The sequence below is a fragment of the Novosphingobium sp. SG751A genome (assembly GCF_013149295.1).
Taxonomy (GTDB): domain Bacteria; phylum Pseudomonadota; class Alphaproteobacteria; order Sphingomonadales; family Sphingomonadaceae; genus Novosphingobium.
The window spans coordinates 298,317-321,917 of record NZ_JABGCB010000005.1 but is presented as its reverse complement, the minus strand read 5'-3'; the positions used below and the strand labels follow the sequence as shown (position 1 = coordinate 321,917).

The following is a 23,601-nucleotide window of genomic DNA, read 5'->3' as shown; positions in this document are numbered from 1 at the left end:
GGGAGCGCTTGTGCTGATAGCGCATAGGTATGTTATGCAGCCAATGCATTCGAATTTACACTTGCATTTGGCACAGGTGAGGAACGCGATGACCCAAGACACCCTTTCCCCCGATTCGGTTCTGACCGCCCCGACCCGCAACCAGCGCCTGATCGACTGGGTTGAGGAGGTCGCCGCGCTGACCCGTCCGAAGGATATCGTATGGTGTGACGGGTCGCAGGAGGAATGGGATCGCCTGACCTCGCAACTGGTCGATGCCGGCACGCTGGTGCGTCTGGCACAGGACAAGCGCCCCAACAGCTTTTACACCCGTTCGGACCCGCGCGACGTGGCCCGCGTGGAAAGCCGCACCTTCATCTGCTCGGAAACGCCCGAAGGCGCAGGCCCGACCAACAACTGGCGCGACCCGGCCGAAACCCGCGAAACGTTGAACGGCCTGTTTGCCGGGGCCATGGAAGGGCGCACGATGTATGTCGTGCCCTTCTGCATGGGCCCGCTGGGTTCGGAAAGCAGCGTGGTGGGCGTCGAGCTGACCGACAGCGCCTATGTCGTACTCTCGATGCGGATCATGGCGCGCATGGGCCAGCCTGCTCTGGACATGCTGGGCCGCGACGGCTTCTTCGTACCCTGCATCCACACGGTCGGCATGCCGCTGACCGAAGGCGTCAAGGACGTGGTGTGGCCCTGCAACGATGACAAGTGGATCGTCCACTATCCCGAAACGCGCGAGATCTGGTCCTATGGTTCGGGCTATGGCGGCAATGCGCTGCTGGGCAAGAAGTGCCTGGCGCTGCGCATCGCCAGCGTGATGGCGCGCGATGATGGCTGGCTGGCCGAACATATGCTGATCCTGAAAGTCACCCCGCCCGAGGGCGAAGCGCATTATGTGGCAGCCGCCTTCCCCTCGGCCTGCGGCAAGACCAATATGGCGATGCTGGAATCCACCCTGCCCGGCTGGAAGGTGGAAACCATCGGCGACGACATTGCATGGATGCGCCCCGGCAAGGATGGCCGCCTCTATGCGATCAACCCGGAAGCGGGCTTCTTCGGCGTGGCGCCCGGCACGGGCATCGACACCAACAAGAATGCGGTCGAAACGCTGTATGCCAACGCCATCTACACCAACACGGCGCTGACCGCCGATGGCGATGTGTGGTGGGAAGGGCTCACCAAGGACGTCCCCGAAGGCCTGATCGACTGGCAGGGTCAGCCCTATGATCCGGCCGGCGGCAAGCCTGCGGCCCACCCCAACGCGCGCTTCGCGGTGCCTGCCTCGCAGTGCCCCTCGATTGCGGCTGAATGGGAAGATCCGGCGGGCGTGCCGATCTCGGCCTTCCTGTTCGGCGGCCGCCGCGCCACTTCGGTGCCGCTCGTCACCGAAGCCTTTGATTGGAACCATGGCGTTTACCTTGCGGCCAACCTTGCCTCGGAAGGCACGGCGGCGGCGGAAAACAAGATCGGCGCGCTGCGTCGCGATCCCTTCGCCATGCTGCCCTTCTGCGGCTATGCGATGGGCGATTATTTCAAGCATTGGGTCGATATGGCCGGCAAGGTCGCCAACGGCGGCGCAAACCTGCCCAAGATCTATCTGGTCAACTGGTTCCGCAAGAGCGGCGGCAAATTCCTGTGGCCCGGCTATGGCGACAACATCCGCGTGGTGAAGTGGGTGATCGAGCGCGCGCAGGGCAAGGCGGATGCGGTGGAAAGCGTCATCGGCCGTCATCCGGTCGAAGGCGGGATCGATCTGTCGGGCCTGTCCATCACGCCTGAACAATACGCCGAGCTGATGACCGTCAGCACCGAAGGCTGGCGCGAGGAGGCCGAAGGCAATGGCCGCGATCTGGCCGCGCTGGGCGCCCTGCCCGAGGCGATCCTTGAGCAGCAGGCCGCGCTGGAAGCCCGTCTGGCCAAGGCCTGAGGCTTAGCCAGACGGTAAAGCGAGCCCCCGGCGCGATGCGCCGGGGGTTTTGTTTTGCGCGAGGCGGGCGGGCACAACAACGCCATGAGGCGCAGCGATATGCGGTGAAGGGAACCACATAGAAAATTTAATATGCTGAAATTTAATGTTATTAAACGACTTCATCTTTGAAGAACCCCCAATAATACCCCCAAAAATCCCGAATGTAGGCGAACATAGGCGAAATTTATCCCCACTCGTCGCCCATGACCTCGGCTGGCCACGCGGCCATGGGTATGGCGGCAAGTGCCAACGTGCGCTCGGCAATAACCCGCCCCTCCAGCACGTCCACCAGCGTCTCATGCTCATGGGCGCTCATAAAGCCACCATCCAGTGACGCCAGGCAGCGGCCAGCCGGGATGCGCAAGCGCCCCGTGAACCATGAAGCCAACACCTTGCGGCCCTGTCCGGCGAAGAGCGTGACAATCGTCAGCCGTGGCGCGTCCGCCATCCCCGGCCTCAGATGCACCAGGAAAAGCTGTCCGCCCTCCAGCCGCCACGTGGCGATATATCCGCGCCACAGGGCTGAATAGGAGCAATCGAGCTCGGGCCGCGCGGCGCCCCGTTCAAAGTAGGCCTCCAGCGGCGTGGCCATGAGCTGGCAGCGACGGCCCAGGTAATAGATGGCGTCGGGGATTTGGCTGGTCATGGTCGGGCTTGCGCACTGCATCGCTGCCACACCCGCTCAGCATAAGTCTGGTCATCGGTCCCAAAGCACCATCCAGCCTGGCGCAGACTTTCATGGGCGTTGTCACGCGCCCGGCATACTTGGTCTTCCGGCTGATGATCGCCACCCTGGCATTCAGAGGTGAGATTGTTCCAGCGCTCCAAGAGAGCCAGTTCGGCTGGCGTCGGATTGCCCTGATAATAGCCCGAGGGAGCGGTGGCATTATCGCCAGCCGGTGCCGCTCCCGTGCCATTGCCCAGAGCGGCGAACAAATCAGCCTCGCTAATTCCCAGCGGCGCGGGCGCAGACTGTAACGCTGCCTCGCACACCTTGTTGCTGCTCTTCCAATCGCGCATATCGCGCCGCAAGTCGGCTAAGGCGGAAACCTTGCCGCCACTGTCCAGAGCTGCCTCCAGCGAGTGCGCCATGCTCCAGCGGTCCAGGTAGGCGGACTTGCATTGCTTGAGGGCAGCCGCATACGCTTGAGCAACTTCGCGCCCCAGCGTTTGGGGAATGACCAACCCTTCTAGCTTGCGCGACATGCCGATGCAGTCCGCGTCCACGGCCTTGGCGCCTTGGTAGATGGCCACGGGGTCATTGCTCATCATCACCACGTTGAGCGAGCCGCTGGCAAAATCGCACTGCATGGTGACTTGCGCAATCTGCCGATGAAACGCCAAGGCGTCATCGCGGGCGCTGGCGGCTGGCGCCATAGGATAGGTTGCCGCGTCGGCCTCTTGGGTGTGTAGGCGGTCATGGATCATGGAGAACAGGCCCAGCACCATATAGCCGCCCAAGACCGCCAACAGAATTTTCTTGATGGTCCAGCGCTTGCGCGGCGGGCGCGGGGCCCCGTCCATTGCGTCATAGGTGGAGGACTTGCTGAATATCGACATGGGCTTGCCTCAGTCATAGCGGCGCGGCGCCGGGCCGCAGTCAGGCCAACTAACGCGAAATTCCTTAATAGGGACTATAATCCCTAGAGAATATATGCCCGATCTTTGACCTAATGGCCATGCAAGACTGGCGGGCCATCGTTGGGGGAAACATTCGCCGTCGCAGGCAAGAGCTCGGCTTGACCCAAGAGCAAGTGGCCTTGGATGCAGAGATTGACCTCACTTACATGGGTGGCATTGAGCGGGGGCGGCGAAACCCAAGCCTTTTGGTGCTGGTGCGCGTGGCCACGGTGCTCAAGGTGGAGCCAGCCGAGTTGTTGGCCTTGCTCTGAGCTGCGCTGAAAGCTTCACCGGGCACTTACAGGCGGGCAAACCCACATTCTGCCAAAAAGGCATATATGCCATCATAGACAGCCGGCGAGCGCGTTGCGTCCTCGTGGCTGCCCTCGGGCACAAACACGACCATGCCCTGCCGGCTTCGCGTCAGCAGCACGCGATAGGCATTGGCGACATAGGCCTTACGCGCCTCGTCATTCACCGCCTGCCAGCGGGTGCCTTTGAACTGTAGGGCCTGCCACGCATCGCCGGCGCGCCGATAGTTGGCGTCCCAGCACACACAGGTCCAATCCAGCTCCAGCCCCTGCACGTCGAACTCTGTGCCCGCGTCCTCCAGTGCATCCGAGGAACGCACATCGTCACTCGGCGCCAAGAACCACTTGGGCGGCTCGATCTTGGCCTTCACGAACACGCCATGCGGCTTGAGGCGAGCGCCGTTGGAGGATGCCAGAAGGCCCATGTGTTCGGCGCCCCGTCGCTTGGAGCGCAGCCAGTGCCGCGCCTGCCCCAGGTCACGTGTAATATAGAGCGGGAAGCTGGCCAGGGCCTCCTTAACCTCGCGGGCGGCCGCGGCATCCCCGGCGATCACGTGGCCGACAAAATCAGACAGCCGCTCAGCCCTGAAAGACCGCAGCGAAGTGGCCAGATGCAGCGCCGGCGCGGTTATTTCGTCGGCCAGCCGGCAGGAATGTGCCAGACTGGCAGAGATATGGGCTTGCCAATGCGGGAAGCTACGTTCCAGCGCCCGCAACCATTCCTCTATGCCCGCCTCGCCGGTGTTGATCTCCTGCCCGCCGCCCACCAGGCAGATGATGGCGCACCAGTCCTCGTGCCGGTCCATGATGGACAGCAGGAACTCGGGCTCCGACATGGCAAAGCCGATCTGCCCCTTCTTCTGTTGCATGAACTTCGACGTTTGCTCCACGTCCCAGGCGCGCTGGGCCTCGTCAAATAAAGCGACCTTCTCGGCCGGGGCATCGCGCGAGGCCAAGGCGTCATCGCGGAAGTGATGGATGTTTTGGATGAAGGCGGCCGCGTTGCGGTCCTCCAGCGTCTTGGACGTGCTGCGCCCCGCTTCCTTAGCCCGGGCCACGGCATCCAGCGCCAGCGCTTCGCGCAGCACATCGACCAGGGGCCCGTTGCCAGAGAGGAACACCGCGTGCTCGTCACTGTGGGCGCGCTGACGTGCTGTCGCCAAGTTGAGCCCCGCCAGCGTCTTGCCCGAGCCCGGCACGCCGGTGATGAAGCAGATGATTTTGCGTTTGTCGCGCTTGGCTGCCTCGATCGCATTGGCCACATAGTCGGCCGTATGGGTGAGGTTTTCAGCACCTGCCTCTGAGCGCGAGATTTCCTCGACCGCATGGCCCCTATAGAGCGCCTGAGCGGCCTCTACGATCGTCGGTGTGGGGCGATAGCGCCCGGCCTCCCAGGACGCCGCATTGACCGGCTGGCCGCCATAGACGCGGCAAAGGTGGTGTATGGCGGGTGCTAGGCCCGCTGCGTTGACGCCAAGTGGTCGCGCCAGGCCATCATCATCCCATTGGATGGGGCGATCATCATCGCCGGCGGCATGTGTGGCTACAAGGATAGGCACGATCGGCAGGTGGTGGCTGGTTTCGTGGAAGTGCTTGAGGTCGAGCCCGTAGCCATAGACCTGATCGAGGCTGGAGCGGTCATACTGGCGTGCGCCGACCTTGTATTCGACCACGAACACGATGCCGTCGACCAGGAGGATAAGGTCCGCCCGCCGCCCCATGCGAGGGATGAGGAACTCCATAAACGCATGGGCGCCAGGCAGTTGGGCCGCCAGCTCGCGCAAGTGTTGGATTTGGTATTCCCAGGCAGCTCGCTGGGCGGGTTCCAGCGCAAAGGGCAGCCGTGCTGCCAGCCGGCCGAACAGGTCGGCATCGGTTAGGGTAGTTATGGATGCGGCTGGCAGGGAAACGTAGGCGCGATCTTTCATTTGCAATGACTTAAGCTGAATATAGCCTCCGAATTACTCCTCCCACCCAACGTCACCTCACAGTATTTTATGCCATTTTTTACGTGTATGCTTTTGGCAATATTAGCTTGCTGGGCGGGATTTTTAGACAGAATAGGATTTTGCGCCTGTATTATTATTTTTTTATATGAAAAAACAGAGTTAATTCCGAAATATTCCTTAAGTAAATTTTCAATATACTTCAAAAAATACTCGGAATTTTCCAGCTGCATTTCGCAATCCCTCTTGTCGGGACTGAATGATTTTAGGTCAATTATATATGCGTCGATAGAATTTTCGTCGATAGGAACAAAAATAACAGCATCGCATTTTTTATTCGCTCGAGTGTGCTGCGAGTTTATCAAGCACGACAACTGCTTAAATGCATTTTTCAGTTTAGATTTCAGCTGTCCGCTTGGGGTATGATCTAACTCAAAGGCCACACTTCCCGCCGGGACATTCCGAAGCGATAATTTTTTAAGTTTCGCTCCTCGGTCACTTTCCTTCAAAATTAGCTGCCCATTGCTCCCGAACATGGGGCTAATAGGCAAGAGAATTTCCGGCCGCAAAAGCGACTTTACTGAGGCGTCCAGATTAGGCATTGACAATGCTATAAATATCCTGGGACTTGAAGTTTTCGGTGGAGATTATGTCATCGAAAATCTTGGTATCTATACCAGATGCCATTTTATCCATCTCGACAATGCCTCGACCAGGGACTGAGCAATATGCGCTGACACTCTCACTTTTCAAAACGTCTTCAGAGACATAGCCATATTCCTTCATAATGAATTCTCGCCTATCGGTGCTCACGGAACCAAGGGAAATAAGGTTATTTACTTCCCTTATAAAATAGTCACTATGAGTTGTGACAAGAACTTTTACGCCGGAATTTACAAGCCTGGCAACAAGCCGGGCGATTTTGACTTGATTGTCAGGGTGTAAGTTCAACTCAGGCTCATCAATAATTAACATCCCACCTTTCTGAGCAAGGTGATTTATGTAAATATCAATCAGAAAAAGAGATTTAACTGAAGACGATGAAATATAAAGTGGAACCGATAGCTTAGGCCTATTCTTATCTTTTTTAGGAATAAAGCTCAATTGGTCATCATTCCCGCGGTAGGAACCGCCAACCAGATCCGAAAGCGCAGAGAAAACGCTGGAAAATTTATTCTTATCTCCCTTCAAAAAACTCTTTCTTTTACTAACTTGGCCATAGTCTCTAATAATATCAATATTGTCTTGAATTGGCCTGGCGTAACGCGACCCCATAGCCTGCAATATCTTCAAAGGATCTATTTTATCACTAGAAGAAATGTGTGAAAAAATGGCATTTCTGTTGATATCGAGCTCTTTGTAAAAAAGAGCGACACCAGTCCTTTCAGAAGTTACCACAAAGGGGGTTGGGATTTTTTCACCCAAAAGACAATCCGCGATTACCTGACACAGCAGTCTCCGCAGAACCTGACGGGGAAAACGCGTATCAACCTGCCCAGTGCAGATGATTTGGAGGTTATGCCCACCTTCGGCCAACTCAAAATCAAGGCGAACAGCCTTATTTATGGCAGCCTCTGCGCTAAAGGATCTTGGTATGGAAACTTCATGCTCATCAATTGTGAATGAAAATTTAGAATTTTCAAAAAATCCCTCCGGAGCATTAAAAAAAGCATCCAGGTTTTTCGCAAAAGAAAATCCAGCTTTTTGAATGACAGATGAAATATCTTTCAAAATATCTTCTAGATTTATTTCAATAGATTTTCCAGAAAGCAGATCTTTGAATTTATCTTCGTCAATGTCAAAATCCAAAATTTCAGAAAGCCCCTTTATGCAGCCGTACACAGCATAGCTTGCATAGGTTTTGCCAGATCCGTTAGGGCCACATATAATTGTCAGGTCGTTGATATGGATATCGCCACGACCCGCTTTCCCAAAATTTTCAAATGAAATCCGCATACGTCATCCAATGGCCAGCAGTCCTGTCGCGTGGCACGTCCCTAGGTTTAGCCGGGAGGGGCAATGCTGTCGATGCCTAAAGCCGAGCCAAGGAGGCAGTTGGCAGCGCCCACACTTAGACTATAGCCACTCGCAAATTTCCGGCCACCATTTCGCAGCAAGCGTACTCAGGGCATGTATGCGGCGGGTGTTGGCTGTCGGCCCACTGGCAAGCAGTCGAGCAACTTCTTCCAATATGGCATCATACCCTTCAGCCCGCGCCTGCGCATATGCCTCCTCCAGATCATAATCCGCCCTGCACCAATTCCGCCACGTCTCGGGGGTGGGCATCCCTGGGCGCCTGCACAATTCGGCAAGCGGTATGCCCAGCCGCAGCCCGGCCAGTATGGTCTCCACGATAGCGGGAGTGCGTTTGGAATGGCGACCCATGGCTTCACCTCCTCTTTGACGCTTCCGTCATTTTGCGGCGCTGGCCGCCTCGCGCGCGTGAAGGCCAAAGAAAGCCGGCGCATTCTGGGCCGGGGCTTCCATCAGCCATATGGGCGGGCGGCGGCCTCAAGTGGGCCGCCCCCCTTATACGTAGTATAGGGGGGTGTACGGCGCACCTGTAGCGCGTCGTGGCGCAAGCATTTCTGCGGGTTTTAGCTAGGGGGTGGCGCGTATGACGCACCCCGATGGCGCAGGGGTATGACGCAGGCGTAGCGGCTAACGACATGGTTATTCCGCCTCCACGACAGGGCGCAGGCGGATGCCACGCTTAATGTGGCGATTGCCCGCGCGCCAGAGTTCCTTGTCAAATTCGATCCGACCGCAATGCACCAAGCGCTCCATGGCGGACTTGAACGCTTTCTCCTTGATGCCCCTATTGCCCGCCATCGCAGCGAAAATTTTTGGGGCGTAATTGCTGCCCGGCTGGTGGGACACATTGCGGCGCTGCACCGTGCAGGTTTCGAGGCAACTCAAAAAGGCTTCATCTTCCGCATTGGCCCGGATTGTTGCCTGGAGAGCTCGCAGGTCATCGGGGGCCAGTTCGCTCTCCAGCTTGAATGTACTCTCCGCCCACACAAAACGCAGTGGTTCGCCAATGGGCGCATAGTTCGCCTTACCGAGCTTGAGGGTCCGAATATCGGTGTTGGCATCACGCTCCAGGAATATCTGGCTGCGCACGGCGTTGAGCCAGGCAGTGGACCCCGAGTAATTGTCACCCGCCTTGTTGGGATGGGCGATAAGGAGGATGGCTGCTCCGCTTTCACCTGCCAGCCGGTTGAGGGCATTCACGAACTGGGTCACGTCGCTACGGTCGTTTTCGTTGCCGCCAAACAGGTGGGCCACGTTGTCGAGAACCACCAGCTTCGCCTCCTTCTCTCGCATCAGGCTCGCCAAACGCTGGAAGGTGGGCGACAGGTCAACCTGGCCATTCGTGGTCTCACCCATCAGGATGTTGTCCAAGCGCCCCCGCAGGCTGGCCACATGCAGTTGCCCGTCCAGGTCCGACATATTGACCCCGAGAGCGCGACAGATGCGATGTTGGCGCCAATGCAGTTCCTGCGGGTCATCCTCGCAGGTGAAATACATCGCAGTCCCTTGGTCCAACTGGAGCCCCAGAGTTTGCACACCAGCGGCCAGCGCGGTGGCCAATTGCTGCCCCAGCAAACTCTTGCCTGAACTACCCGCCCCGGTCAGGAGGGTTACTTCACCGGCTGGCGCCAAATTCGGCAACACAAACTGTTTTCGCTGCGGCGTGCATGTGGCCAGTTCGGACCAATTCAGAAACTGAATGTCGTCATGCCCAAGGGCAGCTTGAGGAAGCCTGGCGCCATCACCGAGAGCACGCTCAACTTTTTTAACAATAAGTTCAGGCCTCCAAGGTTCGCGGGGGTTATAGGCCGGCATGGCACAACCAGCGGCAACGAGTTGATCCCTTGCCGTCGAAAGTGACAACATACTGTCCCGAACCAAATGGCCCATTTTCAGAGCCATACTGTTCAAGGTGTACTCTTGGTTGCCTGCCGTAGCAGCCCGGACACCTTCGCACGCATATTCCAGCGCACGGAGCCCCAAGGCGGTATCCGCCACGTCGACAGCGTTCAACAAAGCCGGAGACGGTGACAAGGGTTGGGCAGGCAGGCTTTTCAGCCGCAACACAACCTCAAGCAGATTGGGCCCGGGGGCAGCAGGAGGGAGACTGTTTTCCCATTCGTAACGTCGGCCGCTAGGATGGAGGGATGGGGGCAAAATCACATAACCGCCATCACCCCGCACGTCGGTCCCGGGCCGGGCCATGTCCTTTCCGTAACTCCCAACCGGCGCGGCGGGGTCGTATCGGAAGTAGTGGTGAAAGCCTTTACCGGTCCGGGCGAGCCGAGCGGGAGGCATTTCAATGCCAGCCGCCACAAAAGTGGCGGGATCATCCACATCCAGCACCCACATCCCAGAGGGCTCCCCTGTGGGCATCCCGATCAAAGCGTCGGGCCACCGTGCCCACCATCGCCCGATTTGGTCGGGGTCCTTGGAGGCGGCCTTGAAGCCGCCCTTGATGTAAGGGCTCTTATCCGGCTGGCAGGGAAACACAGGAACACCCTGAGCCGCATATGTCAGTGCGTGCTCCACCATGATGATCTCAGGCTGCGATTGGGGCAATCCGCTGCCGACAGGGACGTGCAAACTCATTGACCGTACCCCTCAAGATCAGGTTTGACGCAAGCGCTAATCCACGCGCTGGCGACCATCCCCGCCGAGGACGACGTACAGGAGCTACCGCGGACTTGCCGCAAATCTGGGTCATAGGTAATATGAGGCTTGAGAGTGCCAGCCAGCGTCTCCAAGCCCCTGCCGCCCTTGGCAGTGGGGGTTTGATAGATCACGGTTTAGCACCCCTCCTGGATAAGGCGGTGCAGGCTATCCGCCATGACCAAGCGGCGCTTGCCGATTTTGGTGCTGACCAACCGCCCTTGCTGGATCAATTCATACAGGCGGGTCTTGCCGAGTGAGGAAACGCGAGCCGCCGTATCCAGGTCGTATGCAATAGGTTGCGGTTCAGCATATGCCAAAGTGCTCATATTGATTTCTCCGCTCATGCTCGGGCGTGATTGCGCGAACGTGAGCGGAGACACGGTTTAAGCAGGTTTGCGCGTTATGCAGCTACATAGCGCGTCTCACTTTTCAGGATTTTTGCACGCCCGTGTCCGCCAAGGAATCCTTGGTTTTCGGAAACTTCAACCGCGCGAGAAAGTAGATGGCGCGCTCAGGATTTCGCTCAAAGAAGCTTTCAGGATTTGAACCAAAATCCCGCACATTTTCGACATGGCCGTGGCCCAAGCTGGCAACATAGGCATCTATGCCTCCCAACCTTTGCCACATGGCCCCTGTGGCGATAGCTAGGTCCAAGGCATTTCGGGTAACGTGCTGCGCCTTGGCTGTCTCCGCTAACGCCTCAGATTTTGTTGTTCCCTCTGCCGGGACCCTTGCTGCCTCCACGCGCTTCGCATGGCCCAAAACATAACGGATATTGGCAGCAGTAGGCGCCAGCCTATGCATACCCCGCACATCATATACCGGCCCGTCACCAATTTCTTGCCAAAGGCAATTAATTGCTTCCGCTTCGGTCTGGCCCCATCCGAGGTATCCGGGTATGTCCTTGATGCGAGCAACCCACATGCCCGCCTCATCTTTCTCCCCCTTGTAAACCGCGAGGGGAAATTCCTTTGTCCCCAACAGGGCGCGATCAATTACAGGGATGCGGACGTTCCCGTGCCGGTTCATGGCGGTCTTACCGCCTTGTTTCGCTTTAGCCATGAACGGAGCGCCCCTTAAACGGCAGCACGTCCGCGCCCTTGCGCAACGCGTCCAGATGATCGCTCCACCATTGCGCCATTTCCACACGCTCTTTCCAATGCGCCCCCCGGTGATAGGCCGCACGCACCTTGTCCGCGTCGCCATGCGCCAAGGCTCGCTCAATCGCGTCAGGCGACCATTTCCCGCTTTCGTTCAGCAAGGTGGACGCCATCGCGCGGAACCCGTGGGCTGTCATTTCCTCGCTGGTGTAGCCCAGCCGCCTGAGCCCGGCGTTGAGCGTGTTTTCGCTCATGGGGCGGGCGCGGGTGCGGACAGAGGGGAAAACGTAGCCTGTTGGCCCAGACAGAGGCAGCGCCTCGCGCAAGATGCCAACCGCTTGCTTGGACAGCGGCACGTGATGAGGTTTGCGCATCTTGGTTTTCTCGGCCGGGATGGTCCAGACGGCCGCCTCCAGGTCAAACTCCTCCCATATGGCATGGCGAAGCTCGCCGGGGCGGACGAACACGTGCGGCGCCAGTTGTAGGGCGATCTTGGCCGAACCCATCCCCTCATAGCCATCAATGGCGCGTAGGAGCTCACCAACCCGGCTGGCATCGGTGATGGCGCCGTAGTGCGTTACCGTGGGGGCGGTGAGCGCGCCGCGCAAATCGCGGGTGGGGTCGGATGCCAGCCGCGCCGTGGCCACCGCATACCGAAAGACCATGCTGGCGAGTTGGAGCGTGCGGCGGGCGCTTTCCAAATTGCCCTTGCCCTCAATCTTTCGGATGGCGGCGAGAATGTCGGCTGGCTCAATGTCGCCCACGGGCAATTTGCCAATGGAGCCATCCAAGAGGCTCAGGAGGTATTCGCAGCGCTTGGCCGTCGCGGGCGCCCAGGCCTTTTGCCCATCCTTCTTGCGCTTGGTGCAAAATTCACCCGCCAGCGCCTTGAACGTGTTTTCCGCCTCAGCCTTCGCCCGCACCTTAGCCCGGCGCTTTTCTCGGGATGGGTCTTGCCCCTGGGCCAACAACTCACGGGCTTGGTCACGCCGCTTCCGGGCCTCGCTCAGGCTTATCTCGGGATAGGTGCCGATGGAGAGCAGCTTTTCACGCCCGTCCACGCGATATTTGAGCCGCCAGAGCTTTCCGCCCGCTGGTGTGACCAAAAGAAACATGCCGCCGCCGTCCGCCAGCTTGATGGCCTTGTCGCCAGCCTTTGCATTCCTGATCGCAATATCCGTGAGCGCCATAGACCCCAGCCATTCCGGGGGCTTGGCCCCCAAAATACCCCCAGGTGTGGGGGTACCGAATAGGCCCCTGGTGAAATACCCCCCAAAGATACCCCCAATGCGGAGTGACTGTCAGCGAGCATAAGCGATCACCAGCGACCGAATGGTGCCGAAATATCTTGGTTTTCTGGGGTTTGTCCAGTCGATAACGAACGTCAGCGATGAGAGGACTGGAGCGGGTGAAGGGAATCGAACCCTCGTATTCAGCTTGGGAAGCTGCTGCTCTACCATTGAGCTACACCCGCAGGCGCATTGAAAGCATCATGGCTTTCGCTTGCGATGCCTGAAACAGGGCATATCCCCTCAGACAGGCGGGCCGATTGCCACAGTCGAGCGGCATTGGTCAACTCAAGTTTTGGGGTCAACTCAAGTTTTTGCAAAATCGCGCCCGACACTTCCCCTGATCGCAAATCGGGCTAAACCGCCCGGCATGACCAACTCGATCCGCCCCGCCACCCCCGATGACATTCCCCTGATTGCGCAATTGATCCGCGATCTGGCCGAATATGAGAAACTCTCGCACGAGGTCCGCTTTGACGAGGCTGCTCTCAAGCAGCACCTGTTCGGCCCGCACCCGATGGCCGAGGTGGTCATCGGCCAGATCGACGGGGCGGCGCAGGGCTTTGCCCTCTTCTTCCATAATTTCTCGACCTTCGAGGGCCGTCCGGGCATCTATCTGGAGGATCTCTATGTCCGCCCCGCCGCGCGCGGCTCGGGGCTGGGCAAGGCCTTGCTGCTGCATCTGGCCGCTCTGGCGCAGGAGAGGGGCTGCGCACGGCTGGAATGGAGCGTGCTGGACTGGAACGCGCCTTCGATCGAATTCTATCGCCGCATGGGCGCCAAACCGATGGAACAATGGACCGTGATGCGCGTTGATGGCGCAACTTTGGCTCAACTCGCCGCTGACTCGCGTGATTCCATCGCAGGCGAATAGAAAAATTTACCCCGTTGCGCTATTGCAACAGCCATGGGAATCGCGAATCAGAATAACGTGTTGAGCCGTCGTGCAATGCTGGGTGGACTGGCCCTTGGAGGGGTCGCCATGGCCACTCCTTTGCGTGTTGCCGCACAGGCTTCGGGCCTTACCGAATATGAACGCCGCGTGGTGGGCATAGCCATGCGCGAGCGTGATCGCGTCGGCGCAATGCTGGCGCGGCCCGATGTGGTGGCGGTTGCCGACTTCACCAAACCTTCGCACGATCCGCGCCTGCACTTTGTCGATATGATCGGCGGTTCGGTGCGCTCGCATCTGGTGGCGCATGGCCGCGGGTCGGATCCGGCCCATGTCGGCTGGCTCAAGCAATTCTCAAACAGCGTCGGCTCGTTTGCCACCTCGCGCGGGGCCTATCTGACCGCGGGCCAGTATGAGGGCAAATATGGCGCCTCGATGCGGCTGCGCGGGCTGGATCTGGACAATTCCAATGCGTTCGACCGCGCCATCGTGATGCATCCGGCATGGTACGCCGCGCCCGACATGCTGGCCAAATTCGGTAAGCTGGGCCGTTCGGAAGGCTGTTTTGCCATGGCGCCTGAGGATTTCAGCCTTGTGCTGAACCATCTGGGCGCGGGCCGCCTGCTTTACGCCGACCGCATCAGCGAAGCGTGAGAACGACGCGGCTGATCGTTTCAGCCGCGCCGCCATCCCGTCATTACAGCGGGTTATCCAACTTGATCACTTCCTCATTGCTCTTGCGCTGCGTCGTGTGCAGCGCGCGCGGCGCGCGGAAACTGTCCAGCACCGGCCCGTCGCGGCCATAAAGGTCGTTAAAGCCGGCCAATGTGCCGTTGATGTCGCGGCCATAGGTGACATAGGTCAGATAGACCGGGAAGGTCCGCGTCATCGGCACCTTCTTGTACTTGCCTGCCTCAAAGGTGGCGACGGCATCTTCCTGGCTCATACCCGCGCCCAGAATCGCCATGGTCATGCCCAGTTCAACCGCGCGATCGGTGCGGATACAGCCATGCGAGAAGGCGCGCACTGTGGCATCAAACAGCTTTTTCGACGGCGTATCATGCAGATAGATCGCATGAGGGTTGGGCATGTCGATCTTCATCCGGCCCAGTGAATTGGCGTTGCCCGGCTGTTGCACCACTTGCAACGAGCCATCCTCCATCCGCGTCACCTTATAACCGGCGCGCGGACGGGCGAGCAATTGCTGGCCCAGCCCCTCACCCACGACGATGGATTGCGGCACGGTCCATGTCGGGTTGAACACCACCGCCTCGACCTTTTCGGCCAATTGCGGCGTGGCGGTGCGGCCCGGCTTGCCCACGATGGTGCGATAGGTGCGGATGTTGCGGCCGTTGACCGCAAGGCGCAACTGAAACTCGGGCACATTGGTGATCAGATAGACCGGCCCCAGATCGCGCGGCAACCAGCGCCAGCGGTCCATATTGATGCGAATCGCATCGCGCAATTTGGTCTGCGCCTTGGGCGTGGCGGCCAGCGCCTCTTTGAGCGCAGCATAATCGGGATAGGTCGGCGCGAGGCCTGCCAGCGTGCCGGGCACGTCATGGTTGGTGGTGGCGCGCTGCATCAGGGCGGTGGTGGGGTTGTCATCCTGATCGGGATCGACGGCGAACCATTGCACCCGCGCGGTCATCGGCGTGCGCCCATCGCGCAGGTCCTCGACCAGCCATGCGAAACTCTTGCTGGCCTGCTGGTCCAGCGCGTCCCCTGCCCCGGCCTTGATCGCGGCGCGCAGAGCATCAGGTTGATAATCGGCGGGAAACAGCCCCTCATCGCCAATTGCCATAATCGCAGCCAGCAGATCGCCGGCATCGGCCACGCTCCAGTTGACCACAGCTTCCTGCACTGGCGTCGCGCCGGGCGAAGGGCTGGGCGTGGGGTACGGGGTCGGCGTGCCGGAGGGTGTGGCCGAGGGCGTCGGCGAGAGCGTCGGTACGGGGCGCGGGCTGGGGCCGGCGGTGGGGGTGCCGCTGGGGCGCGGGCTGGGGGATGCGCCAGGTGATGCGCTGGGGCTGGGCGTGGGGGTGTTCGTGCCTGCGGGGCGAACATTGGGCAGCTTGCCCAGACCCTGCTTGCCCTCAATGGGCCGATCCTGCGCCATGGCGGGATAAAGCCCGTAAAGCCCCGTCGCCAAAGCCAGAATCACCGGCCCCGTCATCAGCTTGCGCGTGTTCTTCATCATTCAACGCCCCTTTTCGCCCGGCTCAAATCACTCAACTCAACGACAGCCAAGCACAGTTCGTCGCATACCATTCAGTATCACCCCTGTCTGTTGGCTGAACACCGCGCGCGGCGCAAGCTCGACTTACCTTCTCATAGTGACGGCTTGGCGCAAGGCCGCTAGGATCTTAACGATCATGGCGCGCCCTTTGTTTCTTCCCCTTGTTGCCGCCGCATGCGGAATTGCCACTTTCAGCATCATGGACGCGCTGATGAAGCGGGCCTCGATCGTCTCGGGGGTTCACGCCGCCCTGCTGTGGCGCAACATCATCGGGGCGGGGATCGGCATTGTGGTGTGGCAGATCACCCATCCGGGCGCATGGCCGGGGCGGCGAATGGTGATGCATGCGATGCGCGCCAGTGTGACCAGCGGGATGGCTTTCGCCTTTTTCTGGGGCATCGTGCGCACGCCGATGGCGGTGGGCATGGCGCTTTCCTTCATCGCGCCGATCATCGCGCTGTTCATGGCCGGTTTCGCGCTGGGCGAGGCGATCACGCGGCGCGCGCTGGCGGCCTCGGCGCTGGGGTTGCTGGGCGTGGGCGTGATCGGGCTGGGGCGGATGCAGGGCGCGGGCGCGATGGAGCCACAGGCGTGGCAGGGCATGGCGGCCATCCTTGGCTCGGCGGTGCTCTATGCCGCCAATCTGGTGATGCAGCGCCATCAGGCGCAAATGGCCCCTCCGGCCGAGATCGCTTTCTTCCAGTCGCTGTTCACCGCTATGTTTCTGGCGCTGGCCGGGCTGGCGGTCGGCCTGCCCCCTGTACCGCAGGGAGAAGTATGGCGCGATATCGGCGGGGCGGCGGGCCTGTCTTTCGTGTCGCTGATGCTGTTGTCATGGGGCTGGGCGCGGGCGCCAGCCCATCGCCTGTTGCCGGTGGAATATTCGGCCTTCCTCTGGGCTGCGCTGATGGGCTGGATCTGGTTTGGCGAAAGGCTCGATATTTATACGCTGGGCGGTGCGGCGCTGGTGGTGGCGGGATGCTGGGTGGGCGCCGGCGGACATGAGGGCGGGCAGAAAGGCGATCATACCGAACAGGTGGGGCTTTGATCCGGGCAAAGGGCTTTTGCGGCGATTTCTCCGACAAACTCGGGGCCTTTTACACTTATTTTAGATAACAATTCGCAATAGCAACAATATCGCAACAACCTGCCCCTCTTCATTCCTTTTTCCACCTTTCGCGCCCTTGACGCGGGGCGGAATCACGCGCATCGGCCCTCATGCTGCAACCGCCCAAAGGCAGGGCGAGAACGCGCCTGAACGCGCCTTTTCGTCTTTTTTTCGTCTCTGGGCCAATTGAGGTGAGGAAGACGCCCGCATGACCCAGGTCGGACAGGACACGCTCGGCACCCGCTCGAAACTGAGCGCCGGTGGCAAGGAAGTCGCTTATTATTCGCTGAAGAAGGCCGCTGACAAGTTCGGCGACATCAGCCGCCTGCCGTTCTCGATGAAGGTGCTGCTGGAAAACCTGCTGCGCTTTGAAGACGGCGGTTTCACCGTTTCGACCGCCGACATTCAGGCAGTTGTCGACTGGCAGAAGAACCCCAGCGAATCGTCGAATGAAATCCAGTACCGCCCCGCGCGCGTGCTGCTTCAGGACTTCACGGGCGTGCCCTGCGTGGTCGATCTTGCCGCGATGCGCGACGCCATCGCCACGCTGGGCGGCGACACGTCGAAGATCAACCCGCTGGTTCCCGTCAACCTCGTCATCGACCACTCGGTGATGGTGGACGAATTCGGTCACCCCAAGGCGTTCGAACAGAACGTGGAGATCGAATATCACCGCAACATGGAACGCTATGACTTCCTGAAGTGGGGCTCCAAGTCGCTCAACAATTTCTATGCCGTGCCGCCGGGCACCGGCATCTGCCATCAGGTCAATCTGGAAAACATCGCCCAGACGGTGTGGACCAGCGTTGATCAGAACGGCGAAACCGTGGCCTATCCCGACACCTGCGTCGGCACTGATTCGCACACCACCATGATCAATGGCCTTGGCGTGCTGGGCTGGGGCGTGGGCGGCATCGAGGCCGAAGCCGCGATGCTGGGCCAGCCCGTCTCGATGCTGATCCCCGAAGTGGTCGGCTTCAAGTTCACCGGCAAGCTGAGCGAAGGCGTGACCGCGACCGACCTCGTGCTGACCGCGACCAACATGCTGCGCAAGCATGGCGTGGTGGGCCGTTTTGTCGAATATTACGGCCCCGGCCTTGCCGACCTGTCGCTGGCCGATCGCGCCACGCTGGCCAACATGGCGCCGGAATATGGCGCCACCTGCGGCTTCTTCGGCATTGACGGCAAGACGCTGGACTATCTGCGTCTGACCGGCCGCGACGAAGGCCAGATCGAACTGGTCGAAGCCTATGCCAAGGAGCAGGGCTTCTGGATCGATCCTTCGATCGAGCCGATCTTCTCGAGCACGCTTGAACTCGACCTCTCGACGGTCGTTCCCTCGCTCGCCGGTCCGAAGCGTCCGCAGGACCGCGTCTCGCTTCCCGAAGTGGACGATGTGTTCAACGCCGACATGGCCAATGTCTATAAGAAGGCCCAGACCCGCGTTCCGGTCGAAGGCAAGGACTTCACCATCGGTGATGGCGACGTGACCATCGCGGCGATCACCTCCTGCACCAACACCTCGAACCCCTCGGTTCTGGTGGCTGCCGGTCTGGTTGCCAAGAAGGCCGACGAACTGGGCCTCAAGCCCAAGCCCTGGGTCAAGACCTCGCTGGCCCCCGGCTCGCAGGTCGTCACCGACTATCTGGAAAAGGCCGGTCTTCAGACCCACCTCGATAATGTCGGCTTCAACCTGGTCGGCTATGGCTGCACCACCTGCATCGGCAACTCGGGCCCGCTGGCCGAACCGATCAGCAAGGCGATCAACGAAAACGGCCTTGTTGCCGCCGCCGTGATCTCGGGCAACCGCAACTTCGAAGGCCGCGTCTCGCCTGACGTGCGCGCCAACTTCCTCGCTTCGCCCCCGCTGGTGGTGGCCTATGCGCTCAAGGGCACGGTGATCGAAGATTTCACCACCACCCCGATCGGCGTGTCGAACGAAGGCAAGGAAGTGTTCCTCAAGGACATCTGGCCGACCAACGAAGAAGTCGCCACCACGATGGCCGGCTGCATGGACCGTCCGATGTTCGTCGCGCGCTATGCCGACGTGTACAAGGGTGACAAGCACTGGCAGGCGATCAACGTCGTCGGCTCGGAAACCTACAAGTGGCAGGCAGGATCCACCTATGTGGCCAACCCGCCCTACTTCGAAGGCATGACCATGGAACCGGCCCCGGTTCAGGACATCATCGATGCCAAGCCGCTGTTGATCCTGGGCGATTCGATCACCACCGACCACATCAGCCCCGCCGGCAACATCAAGGCCGACAGCCCCGCTGGTGAATGGCTGATGGAGCGTCAGGTCGCCAAGGCCGACTTCAACAGCTATGGCGCGCGCCGCGGCCACCACGAAGTGATGATGCGCGGCACCTTTGCCAACATCCGCATCAAGAACGAAATGGTCCCCGGCATCGAAGGCGGCATGAGCCGCTATGGCGAAGAAGTCGGCGCCGTGTTCGACGTTGCCCAGAAGCACAAGGCCGACGGCACGCCGCTGGTCGTGATCGCGGGCAAGGAATATGGCACCGGTTCGTCGCGTGACTGGGCGGCCAAGGGCACCAACCTGCTGGGTGTGCGCGTGGTCATCGTCGAAAGCTTCGAACGTATCCACCGCTCGAACCTGGTCGGCATGGGCGTGCTGCCGCTGCAGTTCAAGGATGGCGAGAGCCGTCAAAGCCTTGGTCTGGACGGCGACTGCTCGTTCACGATCCACGGGGTTGCCAGCCTGAAGCCGCGTCAGGACGTGACCGTGGAAGTCACCCGCAAGGATGGCACCAAGTTCACCTTCACCGCGCTGTGCCGCATCGATACCGCCAATGAAATCGAGTATTTCAACAATGGCGGCATCCTGCAGTACGTGCTGCGCAAGCTGGCCGCGTAAGCGATCGCTTGATGCCCAAAAGAGGGGGCGACCTTCGCGGGTCGCCCCTTTTTTATGGGCGCGAGGCTTGCTGGGGCCATAAAAAAGGCGCCGCCCGGATCATCCCGGCGGCGCCTTTTCTTTTCGCGAATGGCGCGCTTAGGCGGCCTGCGCCTTGCCCTTGCGACGGCGGGCAAACATCGCCCCGGCCGCGCCGCCAAACAGCAGTAGCATCGGTGGAGCGGGAACCTGCGTGCCGCCCGTGGTGCTGGTGGTACCGCCGGTGGTCGTTGTGGTGGTCGTGCCGCCGGTGGTTGTCGTGGTCCCGCCCGTGGTGGTCGTTGTTGTGCCCCCTGTGGTGGTGGTCGTTCCGCCTGTGGTGGTGGTGGTCGTGCCCCCGGTCGTGGTCGTCCCGCCCGTAGTGGTGGTCGTGGTGCCGCCCGTGGTGGTGGACCCCGAGGTCGAGCCGCTGGAATTGACCACAATCACATTGCCGCTGGTCCCGCCAAAGAAGCCGCCGATATAGCCGCCGCCAAAGCCCCAGTTGCTGTAATAGCCGCGCGCGCGCTCGGCCGAGAGCGGGCTGGGCGCAGGGGCGGGCGTATTGGGCGTCAGATCGGCGGCGGGCAGGCCCGGCGGCGGCATGGTCACCATCGCGGTCCGGGTCACGGTCTTGGTGCAGCAATCCTTTTGCACCACCACCGTGCGGGTCACCACCTGCTTGCGCACCACCGGGGTCTTATGGGCCTTGGCGTGTTTGACATACTGCGGTTTGTTGCTGCTGGCCTTTTCGGCGATATGCACCGCCCCGCCGCCAATCAGCGCGGTGCCTGCTACCAGACCGGCAACTTTGGCGAGCCCCAAACGAACCGACATAACAATCTCTCTTTCCTGTGGTCGGCAGAGGCTTTCCATCCATTCGGACGAAAGGCGATTCTGCCCTCACCAGAGAGATCATGCAGGAGCGACAAGGGAACAACCGCATGGGGGCGCTGCAACTGTCCTGAATCGGGATTGCCCCGGATTCATCAGGATTTAACCATCAACCGTCCCGTTATGACACAGGAATCGCGGCTCACTCGCCCTCGTCGGCGTCGAACAGCCCGCCCTGCGGCCCCTGTCCGCCGGGCGGGGTCATGCCCAGATGTTGCCAGCCACGGTCGTTAAGGCAGCGCCCGCGCGCGGTGCGCGCCACCATGCCAAGCTGGATCAGATAAGGCTCGATCACTTCCTCGATCGTGTCGCGCGGTTCCGACAGGCCCGCCGCCAGCGTGTCGGCCCCCACCGGCCCGCCCTTATAGATGTCGGCGATCATATGGAGATAGCGGCGATCCTGTGCGTCAAGGCCCGCATGATCGACCTCAAGGCGGGTCAGCGCATTGTCGGCAATGGCCTGGGTGATCACCTCGCTGCCCGCGACATGGGCGAAATCGCGCACGCGGCGCAGCAGGCGCCCGGCCACGCGCGGCGTGCCGCGCGAACGGCGGGCGATCTCGCGCGCGCCCTCGGCCGCAATGCCGATGCCCAGCAGGCCCGCCCCGCGCGAGATCACGCGCTCAAGTTCGTCCACGCTGTAAAATTGCAGCCGCACCGGAATGCCGAAACGATCGCGCAAAGGGGTTTGCAGCAGCCCCGCGCGCGTAGTTGCCCCGATCAGCGTGAAAGGCGGCAGGTCGATCCGCACTGACCTTGCTGATGGGCCTTCCCCGATCATCAGGTCGAGCGCGCGGTCCTCCATCGCGGGGTACAGCACTTCCTCGACCACCGGATTGAGGCGGTGGATTTCGTCGATGAAAAGCACATCGCCATGTTCAAGATTGGTCAGCAGCGCGGCCAGATCGCCCGCCTTGGCGATCACCGGGCCGGAGGTGGCCTTGAAATTGACGCCCAATTCGCGCGCGATGATCTGCGCCAGCGTGGTCTTGCCCAGCCCCGGCGGCCCGAAAAAGAGCGTGTGATCGAGCGCCTCGCCGCGTGACTTGGCCGACTCGATGAAAACGCGAAGGTTGTCCTTGGCGGCGGCCTGTCCGACAAATTCGGCCAAGGATTTCGGACGCAGGGCGGCGTCCATATCCTCGATCTGGCGATGGGCGGAAAGGAGAGGGTTATCGGTCATGCATGCACCATCACGCGCTGGCCTTCTTCAACGCCACGCGGATCAGCGCGGACACGCCCGCCTCCTCGCCCAGTTCGGCGATGGCGGCGTCGGTGGCGCTGGCGGCGATGTTTGGCTTGAAGCCGAGGTTCTGCAAGGCCGAGACGACATCGCCAGCGACATTGCCCTCCGGCATCGCCACGCCTGCCGAAACCGCCGCGCCTGCGGGACCAACCGGCAAGGCGCCCGCCTTGTCCTTCAATTCATTGACGATGCGCGCGGCCAGTTTCGGCCCCACGCCATTGGCCCGCGCCACCATGGCCGCATCGCCGCCAGCGCAGGCGCGCTGCAATTCCTCGACTGTCAGCGCGGACAGGATCGCCAAGGCCACCTTAGACCCTACGCCCTGCACCACCGTCAGCAGCTTGAACCACGCCCGCTCGCCCGCACTTGTAAAGCCGATGAGGCGCATGTCCGTCTCGCTCACCTGCATCTCGGTATAAACCGTGCAGGCATCGCCCCGAATGCCCAGCGCCGTCAGCGTCCGCCCCGAGCAGAACACCAGATAGCCAACGCCATTGACGTCAATCACAGCCCAGTCGGGACCGAAGTCATCCAATATGCCGGTCAGTTTCGCAATCATGCGCGCACCCTAGACGGAGCGGAACGATTTGGGAACATTTTTTGATAGGGAGGGTAAAAGGGGGCCTCCGGCGGGCAAAGGGATTCATCCCTTTGCATTCCCGTTTTGTGGTGGTGTGGGATCGGCGAGGATGTGGATGGAGGATGGTTTTGAAAGCCTGCGGCGCAGCGGACCAGCACGAAAAGCGCCGCAGGCTTTAATAATTCAACGCCGCGCCATCCAACCTTGGCCGCCCCCAAAGCGCCACCCTAAAATCGGGATTGTTAAGGGCCCCCGCCCTTAACCCGCCGGAGGCATAATCCCTAAAACAAACCTACAAATGACTCCCCACATGATGCGCATGGGTGATCGCCACGGCCAGAGCATCGGCCGCATCCGCCCCCGCCAGCCGCACCCCCGGCAACAGCACCTTGAGCATATGCTGGACCTGCTCCTTGGCCGCGCCGCCCGTGCCGACCAGAGCCTTCTTCACCACCTTTGACGGATATTCCGACACCGGCAGCCCCGCGCGCGCCAACGAGAGCAGCGCCGCCCCCCGCGCCTGCCCCAGCTTGAGCGTCGATTGCGGGTTCACGTTGACGAAGATTTCCTCGACCACGCCGAAGTCGGGTTTGTAGATCTCGATCACGCGCGCGATGGTCGTGTCCAGTTCGAGCAGGCGCGAGGCCATCGAGGCCTCTTTGTCGGTGCGGATCTGGCCATTGGCGACATGGCTGATGCGGCTGCCCGATTTGGCGACAATGCCCCATCCGGTGCAGACGAGGCCCGGGTCGATGCCTAAAATTATCATGGCAACCCTATAAAGCAAAAGGGCGGGAGGATCATCCCCCCGCCCCTTATGGGATCGCG

Annotated in this window: 21 protein-coding genes and 1 tRNA gene; 6 read left to right on the top strand and 16 right to left on the bottom strand. The window is 60.6% G+C overall.

Annotation, left to right across the window (positions count from 1 at the left end):
* Nucleotides 1–88: 88 nt before the first annotated feature.
* On the top strand, nucleotides 89–1,918 hold the full coding sequence (locus FHW96_RS09215; protein WP_172340253.1) for a phosphoenolpyruvate carboxykinase (GTP): 1,830 nt from the start codon (nucleotides 89–91) through the stop codon (nucleotides 1,916–1,918).
* A 226-nt stretch (nucleotides 1,919–2,144) separates the two neighbouring features.
* Here the strand turns inward: FHW96_RS09215 and FHW96_RS09210 are convergent, their stop codons facing one another.
* Entirely contained in the window at nucleotides 2,145–2,606 is a 462-nt protein-coding gene (locus tag FHW96_RS09210) for a hypothetical protein (protein WP_172340252.1), read from the bottom strand.
* Complete coding sequence (locus FHW96_RS09205) at nucleotides 2,603–3,520, bottom strand: hypothetical protein (RefSeq protein WP_172340251.1); 918 nt, start codon at nucleotides 3,518–3,520, stop codon at nucleotides 2,603–2,605. The genes FHW96_RS09210 and FHW96_RS09205 overlap by 4 nt, the downstream gene beginning before the upstream one ends.
* Nucleotides 3,521–3,633: 113 nt before the next feature.
* On the opposite strand from FHW96_RS09205, the gene FHW96_RS09200 reads away from it, so the two are divergent.
* On the top strand, nucleotides 3,634–3,852 hold the full coding sequence (locus tag FHW96_RS09200; RefSeq protein WP_172340250.1) for a helix-turn-helix domain-containing protein: 219 nt from the start codon (nucleotides 3,634–3,636) through the stop codon (nucleotides 3,850–3,852).
* Nucleotides 3,853–3,878: 26 nt separating this feature from the next.
* Here the strand turns inward: FHW96_RS09200 and FHW96_RS09195 are convergent, their stop codons facing one another.
* The 9 genes from FHW96_RS09195 to FHW96_RS09160 all read right to left on the bottom strand — a co-directional run bounded on the left by FHW96_RS09195 (nucleotide 3,879) and on the right by FHW96_RS09160 (nucleotide 13,100).
* Nucleotides 3,879–5,819, bottom strand: coding sequence for a DUF2075 domain-containing protein (locus tag FHW96_RS09195; protein ID WP_253950834.1), 1,941 nt, complete (start codon nucleotides 5,817–5,819; stop codon nucleotides 3,879–3,881).
* Complete coding sequence (locus FHW96_RS09190; protein ID WP_172340249.1) at nucleotides 5,816–6,373, bottom strand: hypothetical protein; 558 nt, start codon at nucleotides 6,371–6,373, stop codon at nucleotides 5,816–5,818. Before FHW96_RS09190 ends, FHW96_RS09195 begins: the two co-directional genes overlap by 4 nt.
* A gap of 58 nt (nucleotides 6,374–6,431) precedes the next feature.
* Nucleotides 6,432–7,793 (bottom strand): AAA family ATPase, encoded by a 1,362-nt coding sequence (locus tag FHW96_RS09185; protein ID WP_172340248.1) that lies wholly within the window; start codon nucleotides 7,791–7,793, stop codon nucleotides 6,432–6,434.
* 120 nt (nucleotides 7,794–7,913) lie between these two features.
* A complete protein-coding gene (locus FHW96_RS26700) occupies nucleotides 7,914–8,222 on the bottom strand; it encodes a hypothetical protein (RefSeq protein WP_371815677.1) in 309 nt (102 codons plus the stop codon).
* A gap of 288 nt (nucleotides 8,223–8,510) precedes the next feature.
* Entirely contained in the window at nucleotides 8,511–10,463 is a 1,953-nt protein-coding gene (locus FHW96_RS09180; protein ID WP_172340247.1) for an AAA family ATPase, read from the bottom strand.
* Between the two features lie 197 nt (nucleotides 10,464–10,660).
* Nucleotides 10,661–10,870 carry a helix-turn-helix domain-containing protein gene (locus FHW96_RS09175; protein WP_172340246.1) on the bottom strand — a complete coding sequence of 70 codons (210 nt, stop codon included), beginning with the start codon at nucleotides 10,868–10,870 and terminating at the stop codon, nucleotides 10,661–10,663.
* Between the two features lie 85 nt (nucleotides 10,871–10,955).
* Nucleotides 10,956–11,588 carry a type II toxin-antitoxin system HicB family antitoxin gene (locus FHW96_RS09170; protein ID WP_172340245.1) on the bottom strand — a complete coding sequence of 211 codons (633 nt, stop codon included), beginning with the start codon at nucleotides 11,586–11,588 and terminating at the stop codon, nucleotides 10,956–10,958.
* Entirely contained in the window at nucleotides 11,581–12,816 is a 1,236-nt protein-coding gene (locus FHW96_RS09165; protein ID WP_172340244.1) for an integrase arm-type DNA-binding domain-containing protein, read from the bottom strand. The genes FHW96_RS09170 and FHW96_RS09165 overlap by 8 nt, the downstream gene beginning before the upstream one ends.
* Nucleotides 12,817–13,026: 210 nt before the next feature.
* A tRNA-Gly gene (locus tag FHW96_RS09160) sits at nucleotides 13,027–13,100 on the bottom strand.
* A gap of 185 nt (nucleotides 13,101–13,285) precedes the next feature.
* Here FHW96_RS09160 and FHW96_RS09155 point away from each other — a divergent pair.
* Together FHW96_RS09155 and FHW96_RS09150 are read left to right on the top strand one after the other, a co-directional pair.
* Nucleotides 13,286–13,789: a GNAT family N-acetyltransferase gene (locus FHW96_RS09155; protein ID WP_172340243.1), complete on the top strand. Its 504-nt coding sequence runs from the start codon at nucleotides 13,286–13,288 to the stop codon at nucleotides 13,787–13,789.
* A 60-nt stretch (nucleotides 13,790–13,849) separates the two neighbouring features.
* The gene (locus tag FHW96_RS09150; RefSeq protein WP_253950833.1) at nucleotides 13,850–14,461 is read left to right on the top strand and encodes a murein L,D-transpeptidase catalytic domain-containing protein; all 612 of its coding nucleotides are present in this window, start codon (nucleotides 13,850–13,852) and stop codon (nucleotides 14,459–14,461) included.
* 43 nt (nucleotides 14,462–14,504) lie between these two features.
* Here the strand turns inward: FHW96_RS09150 and FHW96_RS09145 are convergent, their stop codons facing one another.
* On the bottom strand, nucleotides 14,505–16,007 hold the full coding sequence (locus FHW96_RS09145; protein ID WP_253950832.1) for a L,D-transpeptidase family protein: 1,503 nt from the start codon (nucleotides 16,005–16,007) through the stop codon (nucleotides 14,505–14,507).
* 175 nt (nucleotides 16,008–16,182) lie between these two features.
* Here FHW96_RS09145 and FHW96_RS09140 point away from each other — a divergent pair, with 175 nt between their 5' ends.
* Complete coding sequence (locus FHW96_RS09140; protein WP_172340241.1) at nucleotides 16,183–17,094, top strand: DMT family transporter; 912 nt, start codon at nucleotides 16,183–16,185, stop codon at nucleotides 17,092–17,094.
* Between the two features lie 268 nt (nucleotides 17,095–17,362).
* Nucleotides 17,363–20,035, top strand: a complete 2,673-nt coding sequence (gene acnA, locus FHW96_RS09135) for an aconitate hydratase AcnA (protein ID WP_172340240.1) — start codon at nucleotides 17,363–17,365, stop codon at nucleotides 20,033–20,035.
* A gap of 138 nt (nucleotides 20,036–20,173) precedes the next feature.
* On the opposite strand, the gene FHW96_RS09130 is transcribed toward acnA, so the two are convergent.
* From FHW96_RS09130 to ruvC, 4 genes are all read right to left on the bottom strand, one after another.
* Nucleotides 20,174–20,890, bottom strand: coding sequence for a PEP-CTERM sorting domain-containing protein (locus tag FHW96_RS09130; RefSeq protein ID WP_172340239.1), 717 nt, complete (start codon nucleotides 20,888–20,890; stop codon nucleotides 20,174–20,176).
* 199 nt (nucleotides 20,891–21,089) lie between these two features.
* Nucleotides 21,090–22,130, bottom strand: coding sequence for a Holliday junction branch migration DNA helicase RuvB (gene ruvB / locus FHW96_RS09125; RefSeq protein WP_172340238.1), 1,041 nt, complete (start codon nucleotides 22,128–22,130; stop codon nucleotides 21,090–21,092).
* 10 nt (nucleotides 22,131–22,140) lie between these two features.
* Nucleotides 22,141–22,752: a Holliday junction branch migration protein RuvA gene (gene ruvA / locus FHW96_RS09120; RefSeq protein WP_172340237.1), complete on the bottom strand. Its 612-nt coding sequence runs from the start codon at nucleotides 22,750–22,752 to the stop codon at nucleotides 22,141–22,143.
* A gap of 313 nt (nucleotides 22,753–23,065) precedes the next feature.
* Nucleotides 23,066–23,542, bottom strand: a complete 477-nt coding sequence (ruvC, locus tag FHW96_RS09115; RefSeq protein ID WP_172340236.1) for a crossover junction endodeoxyribonuclease RuvC — start codon at nucleotides 23,540–23,542, stop codon at nucleotides 23,066–23,068.
* Nucleotides 23,543–23,601 lie beyond the last annotated feature (59 nt).